The 18,316-nt window shown below is 43.1% G+C and carries 13 protein-coding genes; 9 read left to right on the top strand and 4 right to left on the bottom strand.

The window, feature by feature from the left end; genetic code table 11:
* Nucleotides 1-56: 56 nt before the first annotated feature.
* Nucleotides 57-233: a hypothetical protein gene (locus tag ACFS6H_RS07950; RefSeq protein WP_386097012.1), complete on the bottom strand. Its 177-nt coding sequence runs from the start codon at nucleotides 231-233 to the stop codon at nucleotides 57-59.
* Between the two features lie 3 nt (nucleotides 234-236).
* Complete coding sequence (locus ACFS6H_RS07945) at nucleotides 237-2,729, bottom strand: PIG-L family deacetylase (protein ID WP_386097010.1); 2,493 nt, start codon at nucleotides 2,727-2,729, stop codon at nucleotides 237-239.
* A 200-nt stretch (nucleotides 2,730-2,929) separates the two neighbouring features.
* Between ACFS6H_RS07945 and ggt the strand changes: the two genes are divergently transcribed.
* The 4 genes from ggt (at nucleotide 2,930) to ACFS6H_RS07925 (ending at nucleotide 6,482) form a co-directional block, all read left to right on the top strand.
* The gene (ggt, locus tag ACFS6H_RS07940; RefSeq protein ID WP_386097008.1) at nucleotides 2,930-4,642 is read left to right on the top strand and encodes a gamma-glutamyltransferase; all 1,713 of its coding nucleotides are present in this window, start codon (nucleotides 2,930-2,932) and stop codon (nucleotides 4,640-4,642) included.
* 194 nt (nucleotides 4,643-4,836) lie between these two features.
* Entirely contained in the window at nucleotides 4,837-5,388 is a 552-nt protein-coding gene (locus tag ACFS6H_RS07935; RefSeq protein WP_386097006.1) for a DUF1572 family protein, read from the top strand.
* Between the two features lie 161 nt (nucleotides 5,389-5,549).
* On the top strand, nucleotides 5,550-6,203 hold the full coding sequence (locus ACFS6H_RS07930) for a porin family protein (protein ID WP_386097004.1): 654 nt from the start codon (nucleotides 5,550-5,552) through the stop codon (nucleotides 6,201-6,203).
* A 9-nt stretch (nucleotides 6,204-6,212) separates the two neighbouring features.
* Nucleotides 6,213-6,482, top strand: a complete 270-nt coding sequence (locus ACFS6H_RS07925; protein WP_386097243.1) for an acylphosphatase — start codon at nucleotides 6,213-6,215, stop codon at nucleotides 6,480-6,482.
* Between the two features lie 63 nt (nucleotides 6,483-6,545).
* Here the strand turns inward: ACFS6H_RS07925 and ACFS6H_RS07920 are convergent, their stop codons facing one another.
* The gene (locus ACFS6H_RS07920; protein WP_386097002.1) at nucleotides 6,546-7,490 is read right to left on the bottom strand and encodes an NAD-dependent epimerase/dehydratase family protein; all 945 of its coding nucleotides are present in this window, start codon (nucleotides 7,488-7,490) and stop codon (nucleotides 6,546-6,548) included.
* A 258-nt stretch (nucleotides 7,491-7,748) separates the two neighbouring features.
* Here ACFS6H_RS07920 and kdsA point away from each other — a divergent pair, with 258 nt between their 5' ends.
* The 4 genes from kdsA to ACFS6H_RS07900 all read left to right on the top strand — a co-directional run bounded on the left by kdsA (nucleotide 7,749) and on the right by ACFS6H_RS07900 (nucleotide 12,911).
* Nucleotides 7,749-8,570, top strand: coding sequence for a 3-deoxy-8-phosphooctulonate synthase (gene kdsA / locus ACFS6H_RS07915; RefSeq protein ID WP_386097000.1), 822 nt, complete (start codon nucleotides 7,749-7,751; stop codon nucleotides 8,568-8,570).
* A 158-nt stretch (nucleotides 8,571-8,728) separates the two neighbouring features.
* The gene (locus ACFS6H_RS07910; protein WP_386096997.1) at nucleotides 8,729-9,898 is read left to right on the top strand and encodes an AIR synthase related protein; all 1,170 of its coding nucleotides are present in this window, start codon (nucleotides 8,729-8,731) and stop codon (nucleotides 9,896-9,898) included.
* A gap of 108 nt (nucleotides 9,899-10,006) precedes the next feature.
* Complete coding sequence (locus tag ACFS6H_RS07905) at nucleotides 10,007-11,602, top strand: L,D-transpeptidase family protein (RefSeq protein ID WP_386096995.1); 1,596 nt, start codon at nucleotides 10,007-10,009, stop codon at nucleotides 11,600-11,602.
* 127 nt (nucleotides 11,603-11,729) lie between these two features.
* A complete protein-coding gene (locus tag ACFS6H_RS07900) occupies nucleotides 11,730-12,911 on the top strand; it encodes a hypothetical protein (protein ID WP_386096993.1) in 1,182 nt (393 codons plus the stop codon).
* A 107-nt stretch (nucleotides 12,912-13,018) separates the two neighbouring features.
* Here ACFS6H_RS07900 and ACFS6H_RS07895 read toward each other — a convergent pair whose 3' ends face one another.
* Nucleotides 13,019-15,802 (bottom strand): outer membrane beta-barrel protein, encoded by a 2,784-nt coding sequence (locus tag ACFS6H_RS07895; RefSeq protein WP_386096991.1) that lies wholly within the window; start codon nucleotides 15,800-15,802, stop codon nucleotides 13,019-13,021.
* Between the two features lie 481 nt (nucleotides 15,803-16,283).
* Between ACFS6H_RS07895 and ACFS6H_RS07890 the strand changes: the two genes are divergently transcribed.
* Entirely contained in the window at nucleotides 16,284-18,107 is a 1,824-nt protein-coding gene (locus ACFS6H_RS07890) for a DNA polymerase III subunit gamma/tau (protein ID WP_386096989.1), read from the top strand.
* Nucleotides 18,108-18,316 lie beyond the last annotated feature (209 nt).

The following is an 18,316-nucleotide window of genomic DNA, read 5'->3' as shown; positions in this document are numbered from 1 at the left end:
CACAACCGGCCGCCCCTGGAGGTTGGGGTATATCAACCTACAACCTGGTAAAAAAATCACTGTCGCTTAACCCTTGTCCAGCCTAAAAAAACAATCGCCACACCAATGATCAGACCGAGTATGATACCCAGTTTTACCTTTTTGATCAATACACCTAAGATCAGCCCTAACACAATAGCCGCAATAAAGGCCATTTCGCCACGCCGTATACTGGGGCTTTTTTCCTGTGCCATATTTTAAAATGCTTTCTTTTTATTCAATGCAATTATATTAGCCAATAACCTGTATGCACCCGGAACAGCTGCTGGCAGTTGCCTGAAAAATACAATGCCGGTATAAGTAAAATATCCTTTACCATATTTAGCGATCAACAGGCTGCCTTCATCCGGTGCTTCCCCGGCATCGCCCATGGAGAGGATGGTCTCATAATTTTTATCCCAGTTACTGCCATGGTAAATACTGCGCTCCTGTATCCAGTCCTTAAAATCGTTAGCGGTTATTTTATTGGGATAGTTCAATACCTGGTGTTCCGGCTTCACAAATTTTACCGCGGCATTCTCATCGGTTACCCTTGTCCTGGATAAGGTAAAAGGATAAGGCCCCATGGTAGTGCGCAACGGACCAGCATTGCTGTTGGTATTATATTGTACAATCAGGTTACCCCCGTTTTGTACATATTGCATGAGTTTGGTGTAATAAGCCGGCATCCATTCATTGGTATTATAAGCCCTTACGCCGGTTAAGATGGCATCAAAGCCTTTCAGGTCCAGTGCAGCAATTTCTTTTTCAGTAATTAAGGTAACATCATACCCCATCTGTAGCAGCGCATCGGGTACTTTATCACCGGCCCCGACAATATACCCGATCTTATGTCCTTCGGTTTTCAGGTCAACATGCAGTTGTTTCACCGCATCCGGGTAAAAGTATTTGATGGAGGGAATATGATCGTAATTGATGGCCCGTACCGATAAATAGTAATCTGCCGTATCGGTACCCTTGTCCTCGTTTGCCACACCTAACAGGGTGGTTTGTCCTGTTACATCCAGGCGTTTATTTTTAAGGAGGAAGGGATAGGTTTTACTGGTCCTGGCTGCAAATGTTTCCTTTTCCTTTACTGTTAATACAGAATCAGGGGTGAGTAAGGAAACTGACAGTTTTCCTTTCAGGTCAGTATTGGCATTAACCTGCAAATAAACAGGGTGTATCTCCTGTTTTCCTTTTTTAAATAATATGGTTGAGGGTGAGGTCATTACCGTAGCGGCAGGAACCACAAATACAGGCTGGTATAATTCGCCTTTTACCGGGTCGGTAAATTTATATTTAACCGGTACGGTATAGTTAAATCTTTCACCGCCGATTGTTAACCCTACTATTACATTATAGGCAGCATCGGCATCAGGCTGCCCTATTTTCAACTGGTCATCAATAGCAAAACGCCCATCGGTCATTTTATTAACCAGCCAGTAAGGTTGTGTATTCGGTTTAGCTTCTGTAACCGGGATAACAGTAGAGAATACGACGTTCCTGTTTTTAAACAAAGGTTTTAATACAGCCGTGTCCAGCTTATCAATGGTAATCTGCTGCAAACCAGCATCGGCTATACCCAGGCGGTTGTTCACGGTTACGGTAATACGGATAGAATCCGTTTTAATGGCAAACTGCTGCGATGTAACACCTTCAATATATAAACCGCCACACTGTACTATCAGTTCCTGTATTTCCTTTAATTTTTGTTCGCGCCAGTAACCGGCAGGTAATGCTTTTATTGCCTGGTATAGTTTTATTAATCCCGGCACTGTCTTTTCCGGCGCCGTAATATCAAAGCCGGCAACCAATGCATTGATATTGTCGGTAATATGAGATGCGCCTGGTACACGTTTCCAGGTAAGCTCCGCTCCTTCCATTATATCCTGTTGGGGCGCCGTACCATTGGTGGTGGTAAAGCTTTCAAACACTTCGCCTCTGGTGGCGGCCACACCAAAACCCTGGCTTTTATGCTGGCTACGGCTTAATGCTGCTACTTCACCATAACTCTTGCCCAGTAAGGCATTAAAGCCTCCTACATCCAGCCGGTAATCATTTGCACCGCTGCCGCCAAAGCCATTCCATAATACCCGCTTTACCTGCCAGGATTGTACATACTTTAATTGTTCAGGATATTTAGCGGGGTCAGCTGCGGCAAAAAAAGCTTCGTTCGCCAATATGGCCGATGCCGTATGATGCCCATGCCCGCCCTCACCTGTAGTGGGAAACCGGGTTATCACTACATCAGGCTGAAACTTCCGGATGATCCATACTACATCACCCAGTATGGCCTCTTTATGCCAGATCTTAAAAGTCTCTTCGGGATTTTTAGAATAACCAAAATCATACGCACTGGAGAAAAACTGTTCTGCACCATCCAATCGTCTTGCCGCCAGTAATTCCTGGGTACGGATCAACCCCAGTTCAACGCCTTGTTCATCACCAATTAAATTTTGGCCACCGTCGCCCCGGGTCAGCGATAAGTAACCTGTACGGTATAATTTTTCCTTGGAGAAATAAGTGAGCAACCGGGTATTCTCATCATCCGGGTGTGCCGCAATGTATAAAACCGATCCCAGCACATTCAGCTTTTTTAAAGCCAGGTACATTTCAGCAGTGGTCAGTTGTTGGGGGGCCTGCGCCGTTAACTTAAAACATTGTAAACAAATTATAAAGACCGGCAGGAAATATTTTATCATTCGCATTACGTAGTAGCTTATAGGTCACGAATATAAAACTATGTTGCGAAGGGGAGAAAAGTTAAACGTTAAAACTCCTTTTATACCCATACAGGCAATTATCCCGGAACAACAAAACCCGGATCGGTGTAGGTAACCGGTGTTTCCTTACATGTTTTGTCTAATAAAATAAACAGTATCTTTCGGCTTATTTTAATGTCCACATTATGCGACTATATCATTGCCTGCTGTTTATTGCCTTTTTTACTGCATGCGGGACCGCCAAAAAAAGCAGTACACCGGTTCTTACCCCTTACAGTTATACCAATCAGAAAAATATTACAGCCGGTAAAGGGGCTGTGGTATCGGCACATCCCCTGGCCAGCCAGGCCGGTCTGCTCGTATTACAGCAAGGTGGCAATGCTGTTGATGCAGCCATTGCCACACAACTGGCATTAGCTGTAGTATATCCCGGTGCGGGTAATATTGGCGGGGGAGGCTTTCTGGTAGCGCATTTAAAGGATGGCAGGAACATTACACTGGATTACCGCGAGAAAGCTCCCGCAGCAGGCCATCGTGATATGTACCTGGATGCTGCAGGTAATGCCAGTACCGATAAAAGCCAGAACGGGCACCTGGCAGCAGGCGTACCGGGCACCATCGCAGGTTTATTTGCTTCTATGCCTTATGCTAAACTCAGTTTTGAAAAACTCATAACACCGGCGATCCTTTTAGCCGAAAAGGGATTTGTGCTCACCGAAAGAGAAGCCCGCTCCTTAAACAACCTGCAGGAGGACCTGAAAAAATACAACACGCAACCCAATGCGTTCATGAAAAATACTCCCTGGAAGGCCGGCGATACACTGGTGCAAACCGACCTGGCCCGTACCTTACAGCGTGTTAAAGAAAAAGGGGCGGCGGGTTTTTATGAAGGTGAAACCGCAAAACTCATTGTTGCCGAAATGCAAAGAGGCAAAGGCATTATCACGCTCGAAGATTTAAAAAAATATACGGCCCAACCCCGCGAACCACATGTATTTGATTACAAAACGTACACCATAGTGGGTATGCCCATGCCTAGCAGCGGCGGCTTATTATTACACCAGATGATGAAGATGATCGAACCCTACCAGATCAGTACAATGGGCTTTCAATCGGCCGAAGCTGTACAACTGATGGTGGAAGCCGAACGCAGGGCTTATGCAGATCGTGCAGAATACATGGGTGATAAAGATTTTTATCCTGTTCCTGAAAAAGCCTTGGCTGCAACGGCCTATTTAACCGATCGCATGAAGACCTTTACACCAGGTAAGGCCAGTAACAGCAACGATATTAAACCGGGTGTAGTACCTGTACCCGAACATGAAGAAACCACGCATTTAAGTGTTATTGATAACGAAGGCAATGCCGTAGCTGTAACAACCACACTTAACGGTGGCTATGGCAGCAGAACAGTTGTAGGCGGGGCAGGTTTTTTCTTAAACAATGAAATGGACGATTTCAGCATTAAACCCGGCGTTCCCAATATGTATGGCGCTGTAGGTGGTGAAGCCAATGCCATTAAACCAGGCAAACGTATGTTGAGCTCTATGACCCCTACTATCGTATTACAAAACAATAAACCCTATCTCGTAGTAGGTACACCGGGCGGCACTACTATTCCCACTTCAGTTTTCCAGACATTGGTGAATATTATTGAATTTAACCTGAGTACCATTGATGCGGTTAACAAACCTAAATTCCATCACCAGTGGTTACCGGACCGGGTGGATATAGAAAATGATTTCAGCAGCGCCACGGCTATTGCCCTGGAGATGATGGGTTATAAATTATACAAACGCGGCGCCATTGGCCGTACCGAAGTGATCAAGGTATTACCCAATGGAAAGTTTGAAGCCGTGGCCGATAAACGTGGTGATGATGATGCGAGGGGATGGTAGTGGTGGGTGTATAGTATATAGTATTGAGTATATAGTATACAGAATACGGTCTATATTGGTGCGGGCTATATAACTACTATCAACTGTGGTTGCGTCGCACACTTGTACTGCAACAAGTCTATTCATCAACTCACCCGACTGCTGTTACCTGCTTTCATTTTTAATTATTAATTATTCATTCTTAATTATCATTTATGAGTATAGCAACCGAATATTTAAATGCCGTTACCAGGCGCTTTAAAAATTATAAAGATCTGGGCGATAAAACATTTGTGCAATTAACCAATGATGCAGATTATCATTACCAGCCGGATGCCGCATCTAACAGCATTGCCGTTATTATACAGCATATGAGCGGCAATATGGTAAGCCGCTGGACCAATATATTAACCGAGGACGGCGAAAAACCCTGGCGCAAAAGAGATGATGAATTTGGCATCTTTCCCGGTCAGACAAGGGCCGAACTATTGGAAAAATGGGAAGCCGGCTGGGCCTGCCTGTTTGATGCACTGGCTTCTTTTACAGAGGAAGACCTGTTAAAAACCATTTATATCCGCCAGGAAGGGCTTAGTTTAATAGATGCCATTAACCGGCAACTGGCACATTACCCTTACCACGTTGGACAGATCGTATACATAGGCCGGATGTTGAAAAATGAAGAATGGCAAAGCCTCTCCATTGTTAAAAACGGTTCAGAGGCCTACAACAATAGCAAGGACATAAAAGACCCGGCAAAAAAATTTTAATGATCGCTGCTGAAAGGCCGATTTTGGAATTATGCCTTTAATAGCTAGTTTTGCGCACCTCTTTACCTGCTTCCAAATCCCTAAGTAAGTGCTAATCACACTTTTATGTAAAACTTTATTCGTTTTTTAATTATTAAACACTGTTTAACGTAAAAACATTTATGAAGTATTTACTCAGTTTAGCACTTGTATGTTGCTTATCATTTGCAGGTAATGCACAGATCGACCTCTTTGTTTTTGGAGGACCACAAGCCACTACCGCACGTTATGTAATTGGTGGCGCCAAACAGGAAACCGATTATAAAGTGGGTGCCATGGTAGGCATTGGATCAAAAATGCGCCTGGAAGGCATTTTCTCTTTTGCTCCCGCTATTTTTTATAGCTTAAAAGGATACAAGGTAGATTATAACCGCAGCTCTCCTTTTCCTGAACCCAATGCACTCAATAACAATGTAACCCTGCATACCATTGAAGTAGCGCCCTTACTGCAGTTTGACCTGAGTAAAAAAGAAAAACATTTCTTCATTAAAGTAGGACCGTCCATTGATGTAAATATAAGCGGGAAGGAAAAAATGGACCTGAACAATAATACACATGTAGACCGTAAAATGGTATTTGATTTTAACAGTTACAGTTATATCGGCGCCAGCCTGATCGGTCAGTTGGGTTATGAAGTAAGTAACCGCTTCAATCTCTCCTTACAATATTCTTTAGGAGTAGGATCTATTAATAACCACGAGGAAGGCCCCAGCATTAAAAACCGCAGCTTTGGTGTAACGGCAGGTTATTTCTTTAAAAGGTATAAAACTTTTTAAACAAGGTTTATCAAAACTATCAGTATTATAGTAAGTGGTAAAGTACAGGGTGTCTACTACAGGCAAAGTACCCGCAAACAGGCGCTATCATTACATATTAACGGTACCGTAAAAAACAATGCCGATGGTAGTGTAAGTATCATTGCTACCGGAACGCAGGAACAGTTAGACCAGTTGATAAGCTGGTGTAAACAGGGGCCGCCCCTGGCAAAGGTCGGGCATATTACCGTTACCGATATGCCACTCACATCCTACGATGATTTCAGCATTCTACGTTAAGTAATATAAAACGGGCTGCCAGTTAACTGTGCAGCCCGTTTATCTTTTATTAAAACAAGTTGATTATTTCTTCAGGTTCTCCAGCATGTCCCTGGTCATATCTGCCAGGCTGAATTCTTCTTTCCAACCCCAGTCGGCCCGGGCAACACTGTCATCAATACTCTGTGGCCAGCTGTTGGCAATCTCCTGGCGGTAATCCGGCTCATAGCTCATAGTAAAACTAGGGATATGTTTTTGTATCTCAGCACCTATCTCTTTAGGAGAAAAACTCATGCCTGAAAGATTATAAGAAGTGCGTACTTTGATTTTATCAGCCGGCGCTTCCATTAATTCAATGGTTGCCCTGATAGCGTCGGGCATATACATCATCGGCAGGTAAGTATCTTCCGATAAAAAGCTGGTATACTTTCCTTCTTCCAATGCTTCATGATAAATCTCCACGGCATAATCGGTAGTACCACCACCAGGCGCCGATTTGTAAGAGATCAAACCGGGATAACGCAGGCTTCTTACATCAATGCCATATTTAAGGTGGTAATAGTTACACCAGAATTCACCGGCATATTTACTGATACCATATACCGTAGTAGGTTCAATAATGGTTTGCTGCGGGCAATTTTTCTTGGGCGATGTAGGTCCGAATACAGCGATGGAAGATGGCCAGTACACTTTTGTCAGGTTTTCCTCGCGGGCTATATCCAGTACGTTCAGCAGGCTCTGCATATTTAAATGCCAGGCAAGGCCGGGATTTTTTTCACCGGTAGCGGATAAAATTGCCGCCAGTAAATAGATCTGTGTAATACCCTGGCGTATTACCTGCACATGTAACATTTCTTTGTTCATTACATCCAGGCTTACATAAGGCCCTGTTCCTTCCAGTAAAGGGTTTTGTTCCCGCAGATCGGAAGCAATTACGTTACTGTTACCATATATCTTTCTAAGGGCCATTGTCAACTCCACGCCTATTTGTCCGCTGGCGCCAATAACCAATATTTTTTCTCTTACCATACTGATAATTTAGCTGTAAAAGTAAAGGCCAAAGAGCAAGTGTAAAAATTATTTATGGTCGTTAACATTTTAATTAAAAAGTAAAAAATAAAAAGCTTTATTACCTACACTTGTGAAACCCTTTGTGGTACTTTATTCTGTCGTATTCTTTCAACTTAAAGACAACAGCAGCCCGTTATTGTCAATCGTTTGCCGAAGTTTTTATGACTGATAAAAGATAGGCTTGATGTCCAGTTTATTTCTCCTTAATTTTGTGTAATGGAACCCATGCTAAAAGATCTGTTCGCCGGACAATCGTACAATGAAAAAAGCTTTTTTTTAATCGCAGGCCCCTGTGTAGTGGAAAGTGAAGAACTGGTAATGGAAGTCGCTGATAAAGTATCAGGCATCTGCAAAAACCTGGGCATCCCCTATGTTTTTAAGGCCTCTTACCGTAAAGCCAACCGTACCAGCGCCAGCTCCTTTACCGGCCTCGGTGATGAAACCGGTTTAGCATTGGTAAAAAAAGTAGGTGAAACCTATAAACTACCTACTACATCTGATATACATGCACATGAAGAAGCTGCAGAAGCTGCCAAATACGTGGACATCTTACAGATCCCCGCCTTTTTATGCCGCCAGACCGACTTGCTGGTAGCTGCCGCCGAAACAGGCAAAATTGTCAACGTAAAAAAAGGCCAGTTCCTCAGCGGCCCTTCCATGAAATTTGCCGTGGAAAAAATTAAAAATGCCGGTAATAATAAGATCATCCTGACCGAACGTGGCACCACCTTTGGCTACCAGGACCTGGTAGTGGATTACCGCAATATACCCTGGATGCAGGCCCACCAAACACCGGTGGTAATGGATGTGACCCACTCTTTACAGCAACCCAACCAGACCAGCGGGGTAACAGGCGGTAACCCGCAACTCATTAGCACCATTGCCAAGGCCGCGATTGCTACCGGAGCCGATGGTTTATTTATTGAAACCCACCCCAACCCGGCAGTAGCCCTGAGTGACGGCGCCAATATGCTTAAACTGGACCTGCTGGGAGGTTTACTGGAACAATTAGTGAAACTGAGAGCAGCAATTGTGTAGAAGAAGTTCAAAAGTTCAAAGGTTCAAAGGTTCCGGGAGAGTGATGAATGATGAGTTATGAATGAGGTACCCGCTCCTTGCCAATTGCTAATTTTCGTTTGTCCATTTTCCTTCGATCTCCCGTCTAAATTTATTACCTTTGCGGCTTAAATATTTACATGAGCCTGTATAACAAAAGAGGCGTAAGTGCACAAAAAGAAGAAGTGCATGCCGCTACCGAAAAATTAGATAAAGGATTATATCCCAATGCTTTCTGTAAAATTTATACCGATGTATTATGCGGCGATGCCGATTGGGTGAACATTATGCATGCGGATGGTGCCGGCACAAAAAGTATTCTGGCTTATCTATACTGGAAAGAAACAGGCGATGTAAGTGTATGGAAAGGTATTGCCCAGGATGCTATTGTGATGAACCTGGACGACCTGCTTTGTGTGGGCATTTACGACCAGTTACTTTTTTCATCTACTATTGACCGGAATAAAAGGATCATCCCTGCCGAAGTACTGGAAGCGGTGATCAACGGCAGCCAGGAGTTTTTTGATACCATGAAAAACTTTGGCGTAAACATTACTTATATGGGTGGCGAAACTGCCGACGTAGGCGATGTGGTACGTACTATGGCTGTTAACGGTACCATGGCAGCCCGCTGGCCTAAAAACAAATTAATTACCAACGATAAAATTGTCGCCGGTGACGTGATCGTAGGTTTAGCCTCATTTGGTAAAGCCAATTATGAAAATGCCTATAACAGTGGCCTGGCAAGCAATGGCCTGACCAGTGCCCGTCACGATGTATTACATAAAATTTATGCCGAAGACTTTCCTGAATCTTATGATACCGAGCTGGATGAATCGGTAGTATATATCGGACCACACCGTTTTACCGAAATAATAGATACACAATTCGGCATGCAGACAATCGGGGAACTATTGCTATCCCCCACCCGCACATTTGCACCTATCTTAAAAGATATACTGGTTAAACATTTCGATGCCATACATGGTCTCATCCATTGCAGTGGCGGCGGACAAACCAAATGTTTAAAATACTTACCGGCTCCTTTACGTATTGTAAAAGATAACCTGTTCACACCTCCCGAAATTTTCAGGATCATACAATCGGCCAGTGGCTCCGACGACAGGGAAATGTACCAGGTATTTAATATGGGAACCCGTATGGAAATTTATACCACAGAAGCAGAAGCCGATAATATTATCAATATCGCCAATGGATATGGCGTTGCGGCACAAATTATTGGCCGTGTAGAAGCCTCCGATAAAAAAGAAGTAGTGATCACAACTCCCAACGGATTACTGCAGTATTAATAAGATTTATTACAGATTTTTGTAGAATTAATGCCATTTATTGCCCTTGTGTAATAAATGGCATTATTATTATTATTAAATTGGTATTGTTCACCAAAGACGCAATGTATGTTAAAATTCACCGGACTAGTATTATTAACCGCCTTGTTTTTTGTTGCCTGTAATAACCAGCAACCCAAGGAATTTGTTGTTCAGCCCCGCGATACTACCATCACTGTAAAAAATGCCTATAACGACCTGTTTTTAGACAGTGCTGCTATGGAAGATTATATTGCCAAACAATCCCTTGGCGATACCCTGGCACAACGTATACGTAGTTTCTATAACAGTCGTAACTACCAGTTTGCCTGGTTTGACAGTAGCGGGGTAGCTGAATATGCAGGTAGTTTCTTAAATGCGCAAAGCCAGTATATTTTATACTCAAAAGACAGCAGTTTATATAACGAAGACCTGCAGCAGTTGCATGACTCCTTAACATCGGACAGCAGCAAATACCAGGTACCTTCCAAAAAAAGATTAGGTACAGAACTGGCTTTAACAACCCAATTCTTCCGTTATGCCTTTAAAGCCTATGTGGGTGACTCATCCATCAACCTACAGGACCTTGGCTGGTTCATTCCGCGTAAAAAAACCGATATGACCGGCCTACTGGATTCCCTCATCAGCAACAAGGGCAAAAACATGGAGAATTATGAACCGCTGAACAAACAATATAATTTACTAAAGGAACAGTTACTAAAATATTACGGTTACCAGAAAGAGGGTGAATGGGATAGCATTGCCATTACCAAAAAGTTTTATAAAATAGGCGATACTTCCGCGGCAATTGCAAAAATAAAACACCGCTTATTCCTCACCGGTGATGCTGAAAAAGATGATACTACTACTGTTTTTGATACCACTTTACTGGCAGCGGTAAAACATTTCCAGCGCCGGTATGGATTGAAAGAAGACGGCGCTATCGGTAACGACCTGTTAAAAGAGATCAACCGCCCCATACAACAACGTATTGAACAATTATTGATCAATATGGAGCGTATGCGCTGGCTGCCGGGTAACACCGACCAGGATTATTTATTGGTTAATATTCCGGCATATCGCTTATATGTTTACGAAAAGGGCCAGTTAGCCTGGAGTATGAATGTGGTAGTTGGTTCCATAGCACACAGCACCGTCATATTTAACGGGCAAATGAAATACATTGTTTTCAGCCCTTACTGGAATGTGCCCAACAGCATAGTAAGAAAAGAAATTATGCCGGCCTTACAGCGTAACCCCAATTACCTGGCCCGTAATAATATGGAAAGGTATAATGGTGGTATCCGCCAAAAACCCGGCCCGCGCAACTCATTAGGACTGGTGAAATTCCTATTCCCCAACAGCTACAATATTTATTTACACGATACACCCAGCAAAGGTTTATTTAATGAGGCCAGCCGTGCCTTCAGCCATGGTTGTATCCGCCTGGCCGAGCCTAAACGCCTGGCAGAATACCTGTTACGTAAGGATACGGCATGGACGGAAGAAAAAATTACCGCGGCCATGAATGCCGGTAAAGAAAAATATGTAACACTTAATCCTACTGTGCCTGTTGTGATCGGTTATTTCACCGCATGGGTTGATAATGAAGGAAAACTCAATTTCCGTGATGACATTTATGGCCATGACAAAAAACTGGCGGAAAAAATGTTCACTAAGAAATAAAATATTGGGGTAAACAACTTGTAAACTGTGAATAGTCAATAGTGAATATTTGAATCACTATTGGCTATTCACTTTATATTCTTAACCACTCAAGCCTTATTATTAACTTATACTAACCTGTAGTTATATGCGTTTAGTTGAAGTAAATACCCCCGATACTGCCAGACAATTTATACAGGTAAACTATCTTTTACAAAAAGATGATCCCAACTATATCCGTCCTTTAAACAAGGATATAGCAACCGTATTTGATCCGCAAAAGAACAAGGCTTTCCGCCATGGTGAAGTGGCCCGTTGGATCTTAAAAGATAATAACAATAAACTCATTGGGCGTATTGCCGCTTTTGTTAACAGCCGGTATAAAAACAAAGGCGATACCATACCCGTTGGTGGTATGGGCTTCTTTGAATGCATAAACAACCAGCAAGCCGCCAACCTGTTATTGGATACGGCTAAAACCTGGTTACAGCAAAAGGGGATGGAAGCCATGGATGGCCCCATTAATTTTGGAGAAAGAGACCGCTGGTGGGGCCTGCTGACAGAAGGGTTTACACCGCCTGTATACGGACTTAATTATAACCCACCCTATTATCAGCAACTGTTAGAAAACTATGGTTTCAAATCTTTCTTCAACCAGGTATGTTTTGCATTAGATGTAAGAAAACCTTTACAGGAAAAATTCTTCTCCCGGCATGCTGCCATTGCTGCCGATGAAAACTTCAGCGCCTCCCCTATTCAACGCAATAATATTGAAAAATTTGCAGCTGATTTTGCGAAGGTATATAATAAAGCCTGGGCAGGCCATGGAGGCATCAAGCAATTAGATGAAGCTGTAGTACTGAATATGTTCAATGCCATGAAGCCGGTGTTGGATGAGCGTATCTGCTGGTTCGCCTACTATAAAAACGAACCCATTGCCATCTGGATCAACCTGCCCGATCTTAACCAATGGTTTAAATACCTGGATGGAAGGTTTGGCCTATGGCAGAAGCTTTACTTCTTATGGATAAAACGCACCCGTCCTAATAAAAAATTCACCGGACTTGTATTTGGTGTGGTACCCGAATTCCAGGGTAAGGGAGTAGATGCCTATATCATAGTGGAAGGAAGTAAAGTTATCCAGGACATACAAACCAATGGCAGTATTGGCAAGCCTGTTTACAATGAATATGAAATGCAATGGATCGGTGAATTCAATCCCAAAATGATCAGCGTAGCCGAGTCACTGGGTACTTATCGCAGCCGCAAACTGGTTACCTACCGTTATATGTTTGATACAACTACACATCCCATGCATCCAACACTTTAATGAATGCTGTATAATTAGCAATGCGCACTTAAAGCAGGTAATATCATAAAAAAAATGGAGTGTCATACAACACTCCATCATAACAAACAGTTGGTTTGGGATATTGATTAAAACATGAGAAAACGATCTCTTCCACCCACCTTACCGGCAAAATTCCTGATATTATAAGTGAAGGTCAGTAAAAAATAACGGCGCAGTGATAATATTTCGGTATCGGTGATAAAGTTCTCGGCTATGTTACGGTACACAGTATTGTTCTGGTTCAGTATATCAAATACTGATAGTTTTAACTGGCCTTTGTCCTGTTTCAGGAATAAGAAATTAACAGCCGCATTCCAGCGATAAATATTCTTTTGTAAACCGGCAGCAACCTGCGGGTTATAATTATAATCCAGGGAGGTTTCCCAAACTATCTTCTTAGGCATACGTACGATCAGGTCGGTAGCAGCCGTATGGCGCCATAATTCCAGGCCCGGGTAAATATTATCTTCATAGGATGCTTTACTCCATGCCGGACCATAACGCGGGTTCAGTTCAATTTTATCATCCCAGTTAATAGAGGCATTCACACCGGGGTTGAACATGAAATTCCTGGTAGTACTGCGATTCTGGTTCAGTAATACAAGGCTCTGGTTATAGGTAGCGTATATGGATGGTCCAGCAGATATCTTCCATTTAGATCCATATTTATATTGCTTACGCATACTGGCACTCATCTGCCCACGCCATACGCCATCTGTATTCACCGGTGAAGAAACCTGCACACCATTCTCATTAATGGTACGCTGCCTTATTACCGCATCCTCACTGATGTTTCCGTTCAGATACAGGTTATAATTAATAGAGTTTTTAGCATCGTAGGAATAAGCGTTCACCGATAAGGAATGTGATTTGGTAGGCTTCAATGCGGGGTTACCCATGCTGATAAACAAAGGATTGGTATTGTTTACTGTTGGTTGCAGGTCGGTGATCTGCGGCTCGTTTACAAATACATTGTAATTAAAGTTCCATTTATCCCAGCGTACACTGATAGCGGGCATGATAAACGAAAAACTTTGTTTTAACGAAGGGTCTTTCTTAAATTCATTATCTATCTGTAAATACCGCCAGGTAGCGCCGGGCGTAATGGTCCATTTTTTATACTTATAACTCACACCGGCAAAAGTGCTGTTCCTTAAACCGTCCCGCTCCAGGCCATTGGTAAAAGCTTCGTCGGGTATAATATATTCGCCGGTGGCATGGTCATATTCAAAAGAAGCAATATTATCCTTATCATGAAATAACTCCAGTGTTTGGGTCAAACGCAGGGAGAGGGATTTGGTCAGCGGTTCGTTATAATTAACGTACAACCTGCCGTTCCATGAATGCTGGTCCTGATTTCTTAACTGCTGTAATAAAGTACTGCTGTTTGTTTTATAAAACTGGTTCTCCACATCATTATACTGATCGGCCTTGTTATTGTTCAGATTAAAATTCAGGGTAGCGTAAAAAGACCGTCCTTTTTTCTTAAACTGTTTACTATACGACAATTCCTGTTGCATGGAAAAACCTTTGGAACGCTGACGTTGCTCGTTGATACTTTTATTAATGAGCGGATCAAAATTTGATGTAGTCATCGAACTGTCTGTACTGTTCGCATCCTTTTTTACAAAGCTGAAACTTGGCCGGTATTCCAGGGTACTGGTCGAATCCAGTTTTGTTTTCAGATATGCGGAAATACGGTGCGAGTAATCATTGGTTTCGGCATCATTTACCCGGTCGCTGTATAAAGTGGTATCACTAAAAAACTGCTGGCGTAATGTTTTTTGCTGTACCACGCCGTTGTTTTGACCGTAAAAATACTGCAGGCTCAGGGTTGTTTTTTTGCCAAGCAATGTGTTTGCATTAATACCGCCGCCGCTGGTGCGTTGTAGGCCCTGTCCAAGACCACCAAAAGAAATATCATTTAAAGCAAAACCGCCGGTGCTGCTCACCATCATACTGTTAATATTATTACGGTTAAAACCGCCGATATTCATTACATCCTGGTAGCCAAAGCCCGACCGGTTTAAGTTATTGGTATAACCCAGGGCGCTTACCTGTAAAGTATCCCGGAACATATTCACGATACCGCCTGCTTCATAACGTTCATCGGTACCGGCGCCTGCATACAACTTACCAAACCAGCCCTGTTTAATACTTTTCTTCAGCTTCAGGTTAATCACCTGCCCTACTTCGCCGGCAGACAGGTCAGGGTTACGTTGCAACTCTTCCTTATCATCTACCACCTGTACCTTATCAATTAAATTGGCCGGCAGGTTTTTCGAGGCAATTTTTGGGTCGGTGCCAAAAAACTCCTTCCCTTCTACCAGCATCTTATTTACCTTACGGCCATTCACTGTAATATTTCCTTCCTTATCCACGTCCACACCGGGAAACTTCTTTAACAGGTCTTCCACCAGGGCTGTTGGTAAGGTTTTAAATGCTGCGGCATTAAACTCAATAGTGTCTTTCCTTACCACCACGGGCGGCCTTTCCGATACCACCAGCACTTCTTCCAGTTCCTGTACATTGGGTAACATCTTTATTGCGGGTATCTCTAATTGATTATTTTCTGCCGTCAGTGTGAATTCATGTCGCCATACATCAAAACCTGTGGCAGTGATCACAGCCCTTAAAGCCTTATTAACCGGTAAACCCGGCACTTTAAACTTACCGGTTTCGTCGCTCATTCTATAGGTAACGATGCTGGTGTCCTGTGCTGTAAAAACGGTAATGGTGGCATAGGCTACCGGTGACTTTCCCGATGAATCAGTTAAGGAGCCGCTTATTTGACCTTTTTGTGCAAATCCTGCCTTAACACCTAATAAACAGATAACTGACAGTACCAGCGAATAAAAAACTTTTCTCATAAACTCTTTTTGTGATGGAGGCACAATAATACGAAGTAATTCGTACTATAAAAATATTATAAATTTCTTTAACAAGTTGATAACAAACTACGAACAGACAAACAATGTTACGAATAATTCGTAATTCAACCAATTATTCGTTGTTATTTTTACTTTTAGTAGAAGAAGTATTTGGGGCTATCAACTGCATATCGCTTATCAGCTATTGTCCCCGCCTTTGGTAGTAGTGCACCCGCCATGCTCCTGCCAAACACACCGGTACAGCTACTACTGCCAGTCGGGCAGTCCGTGTACTTAAGCTCAAAGCCAAAAGCTGAATGCCAAAAGCCGGGCCGCTATTTTGCATTATCAAAAACATCATTACTGAGCCTTCAGCGTTAAGCTTTCTGCCTTCTGCTTTACTCCCAAACCGAATGTGCATATTAACCCAACCAAATACCACTCATGTTTGTTTATAAATAGCTAATTTAGCCGCTCAGGTATGGAAAAATTTATTGTATCAGCACGTAAATACAGGCCCCAATTGTTTAATACAGTTGTAGGGCAGTCACATATTACTACAACCCTCAAAAATGCCATAAAGAACGACCAGCTGGCGCATGCGTTTTTATTTTGCGGTCCGCGTGGTGTAGGTAAAACCACCTGCGCCCGTATACTGGCAAAAACCATTAACTGCGAGGATCGTACGGCCGATGGTGAAGCCTGTAATAAATGTAACTCCTGTGTGTCCTTCAACGAAGGTACTTCCATGAACATACATGAGCTGGATGCGGCCAGTAATAACTCGGTAGATGATATCCGGGCCCTGGTAGAACAGGTGCGTTTTGCTCCCCAGGCCGGCCGCTACAAAGTGTATATCATAGATGAGGTGCACATGTTAAGTGCCTCGGCTTTCAACGCCTTCTTAAAAACACTGGAAGAACCTCCTTCCTATGCCATCTTTATCCTGGCTACCACCGAAAAGCATAAAATATTGCCTACCATCCTGAGCCGTTGCCAGATCTTCGACTTTAAACGTATTACCAATAACGATACGGTAGAGCACCTGCAGGAGATATGTGAAAAAGAAGAAGTAACGGCCGATAAAGCAGCTTTACAGGTAATAGCCCAGAAAAGTGAAGGCTGTATGCGTGATGCGCTGAGCATTATGGATAAAATTGTAAGCTTCACCGGTGGCGAGCTCAACTACGCCAATACGCTGGAACACCTGAACATACTGGATGCTGATTATTATTTTAAGGTACTGGAATGTATGTTACAACAGGATCTTGCCGGTGCCATGTTATTATATGATGATATTAACCGCAAAGGTTTTGAAGGTGATATGGTATTAAACGGTATGGCCGAATTCATCCGCAACCTGCTGGTATGTAAAGATGAAAGAGCCGCCGCTTTACTGGAAGCAGTGGAAAATCATAAATCCCGTTACCTCGAAAAGGCCAAGGAAGTATCGGCAGCTGTACTCATCAGCGCCCTTAATATACTGACTGAAACAGAAATAAGCTTTAAAGCAGCCCGTAACAAACGCCTGCATGTGGAAATGGCCTTAATAAAGCTCTGTTACCTGCAACAGGCCATGCAACTTACTACTGCTGATGACGGTGTAAGTAAAAAAAAAATAGTTGAAACAACCCGGCCGGTAGGTTTCAGGCAACTGCGAATGCTGGAGCATAAACCCAAAGCAATAGCTCCCGCTGTTACCCCGGTTAAAGAAACTTTACCTGCACCCACCAATACAATGGTAGCCAGGGAGCCGGAAGCCAGGTTAACTATTACTGAAACAAAACCACAACCACCAGCCAGGCAACCGGTGGCTACACCCCAGCCTGCCAGCGCAACCAAACCATTGGGTGGCGGCAGTAAACTCTCGGCTTTGGAAAAAATACGTAACCAGTATAAAAATGCCGAAGAAAATAAACGGGAAAACAAACCCCTGCACATGGAAACCCTGCAGGCTGCCTGGAATGAATTTGCCCAAATATTAAAGGACGAAAAAAATGCGGCCGGTCAGAACTTTGAAATGTCCGAACTGGTCATCACCGGACCCGATAGTTTTTATGCTAAAGCCGGTAATACCATTCAATACCGTTTTATTGAAAGTAATTCCCGCCGGGCTACCGAGTTTTTAAAAGAAAAACTCGACAATGCCAAGATAGAATTCATCATTACCAAAATTGAGAACCAGGAAATACTGGTAGGCGGCGATGCACCGCTCTCTTCCAGCGAACAATTCATTAAAATGGTAGAAATGTACCCGGTGATCAAGGAATTAAAGGACAAGCTAAAACTGGACCTTGATTATTAGGTTAATGTGCTGATGAGCTAATTTGCTGATGTGCTAATTACTATCTGTCGCAAGTGTTCCGAAGGATCACTTGTGACTAAACAAATCTACCCGATTGTATCGGGAACAGCTTTAATGCTATATAACTACTTATCTGTCGCAAGTCTTCCGAAGGGCGACTTGTGACTCAATAAATCTACCCGATTGTATCGGGAACAGCTTTAATACTA

This window comes from Terrimonas rubra (assembly GCF_042686025.1).
GTDB lineage: Bacteria > Bacteroidota > Bacteroidia > Chitinophagales > Chitinophagaceae > Terrimonas > Terrimonas rubra.
Note: the sequence above shows the minus strand (reverse complement) of the source record. Positions and strands in the feature narration are given on the sequence as shown.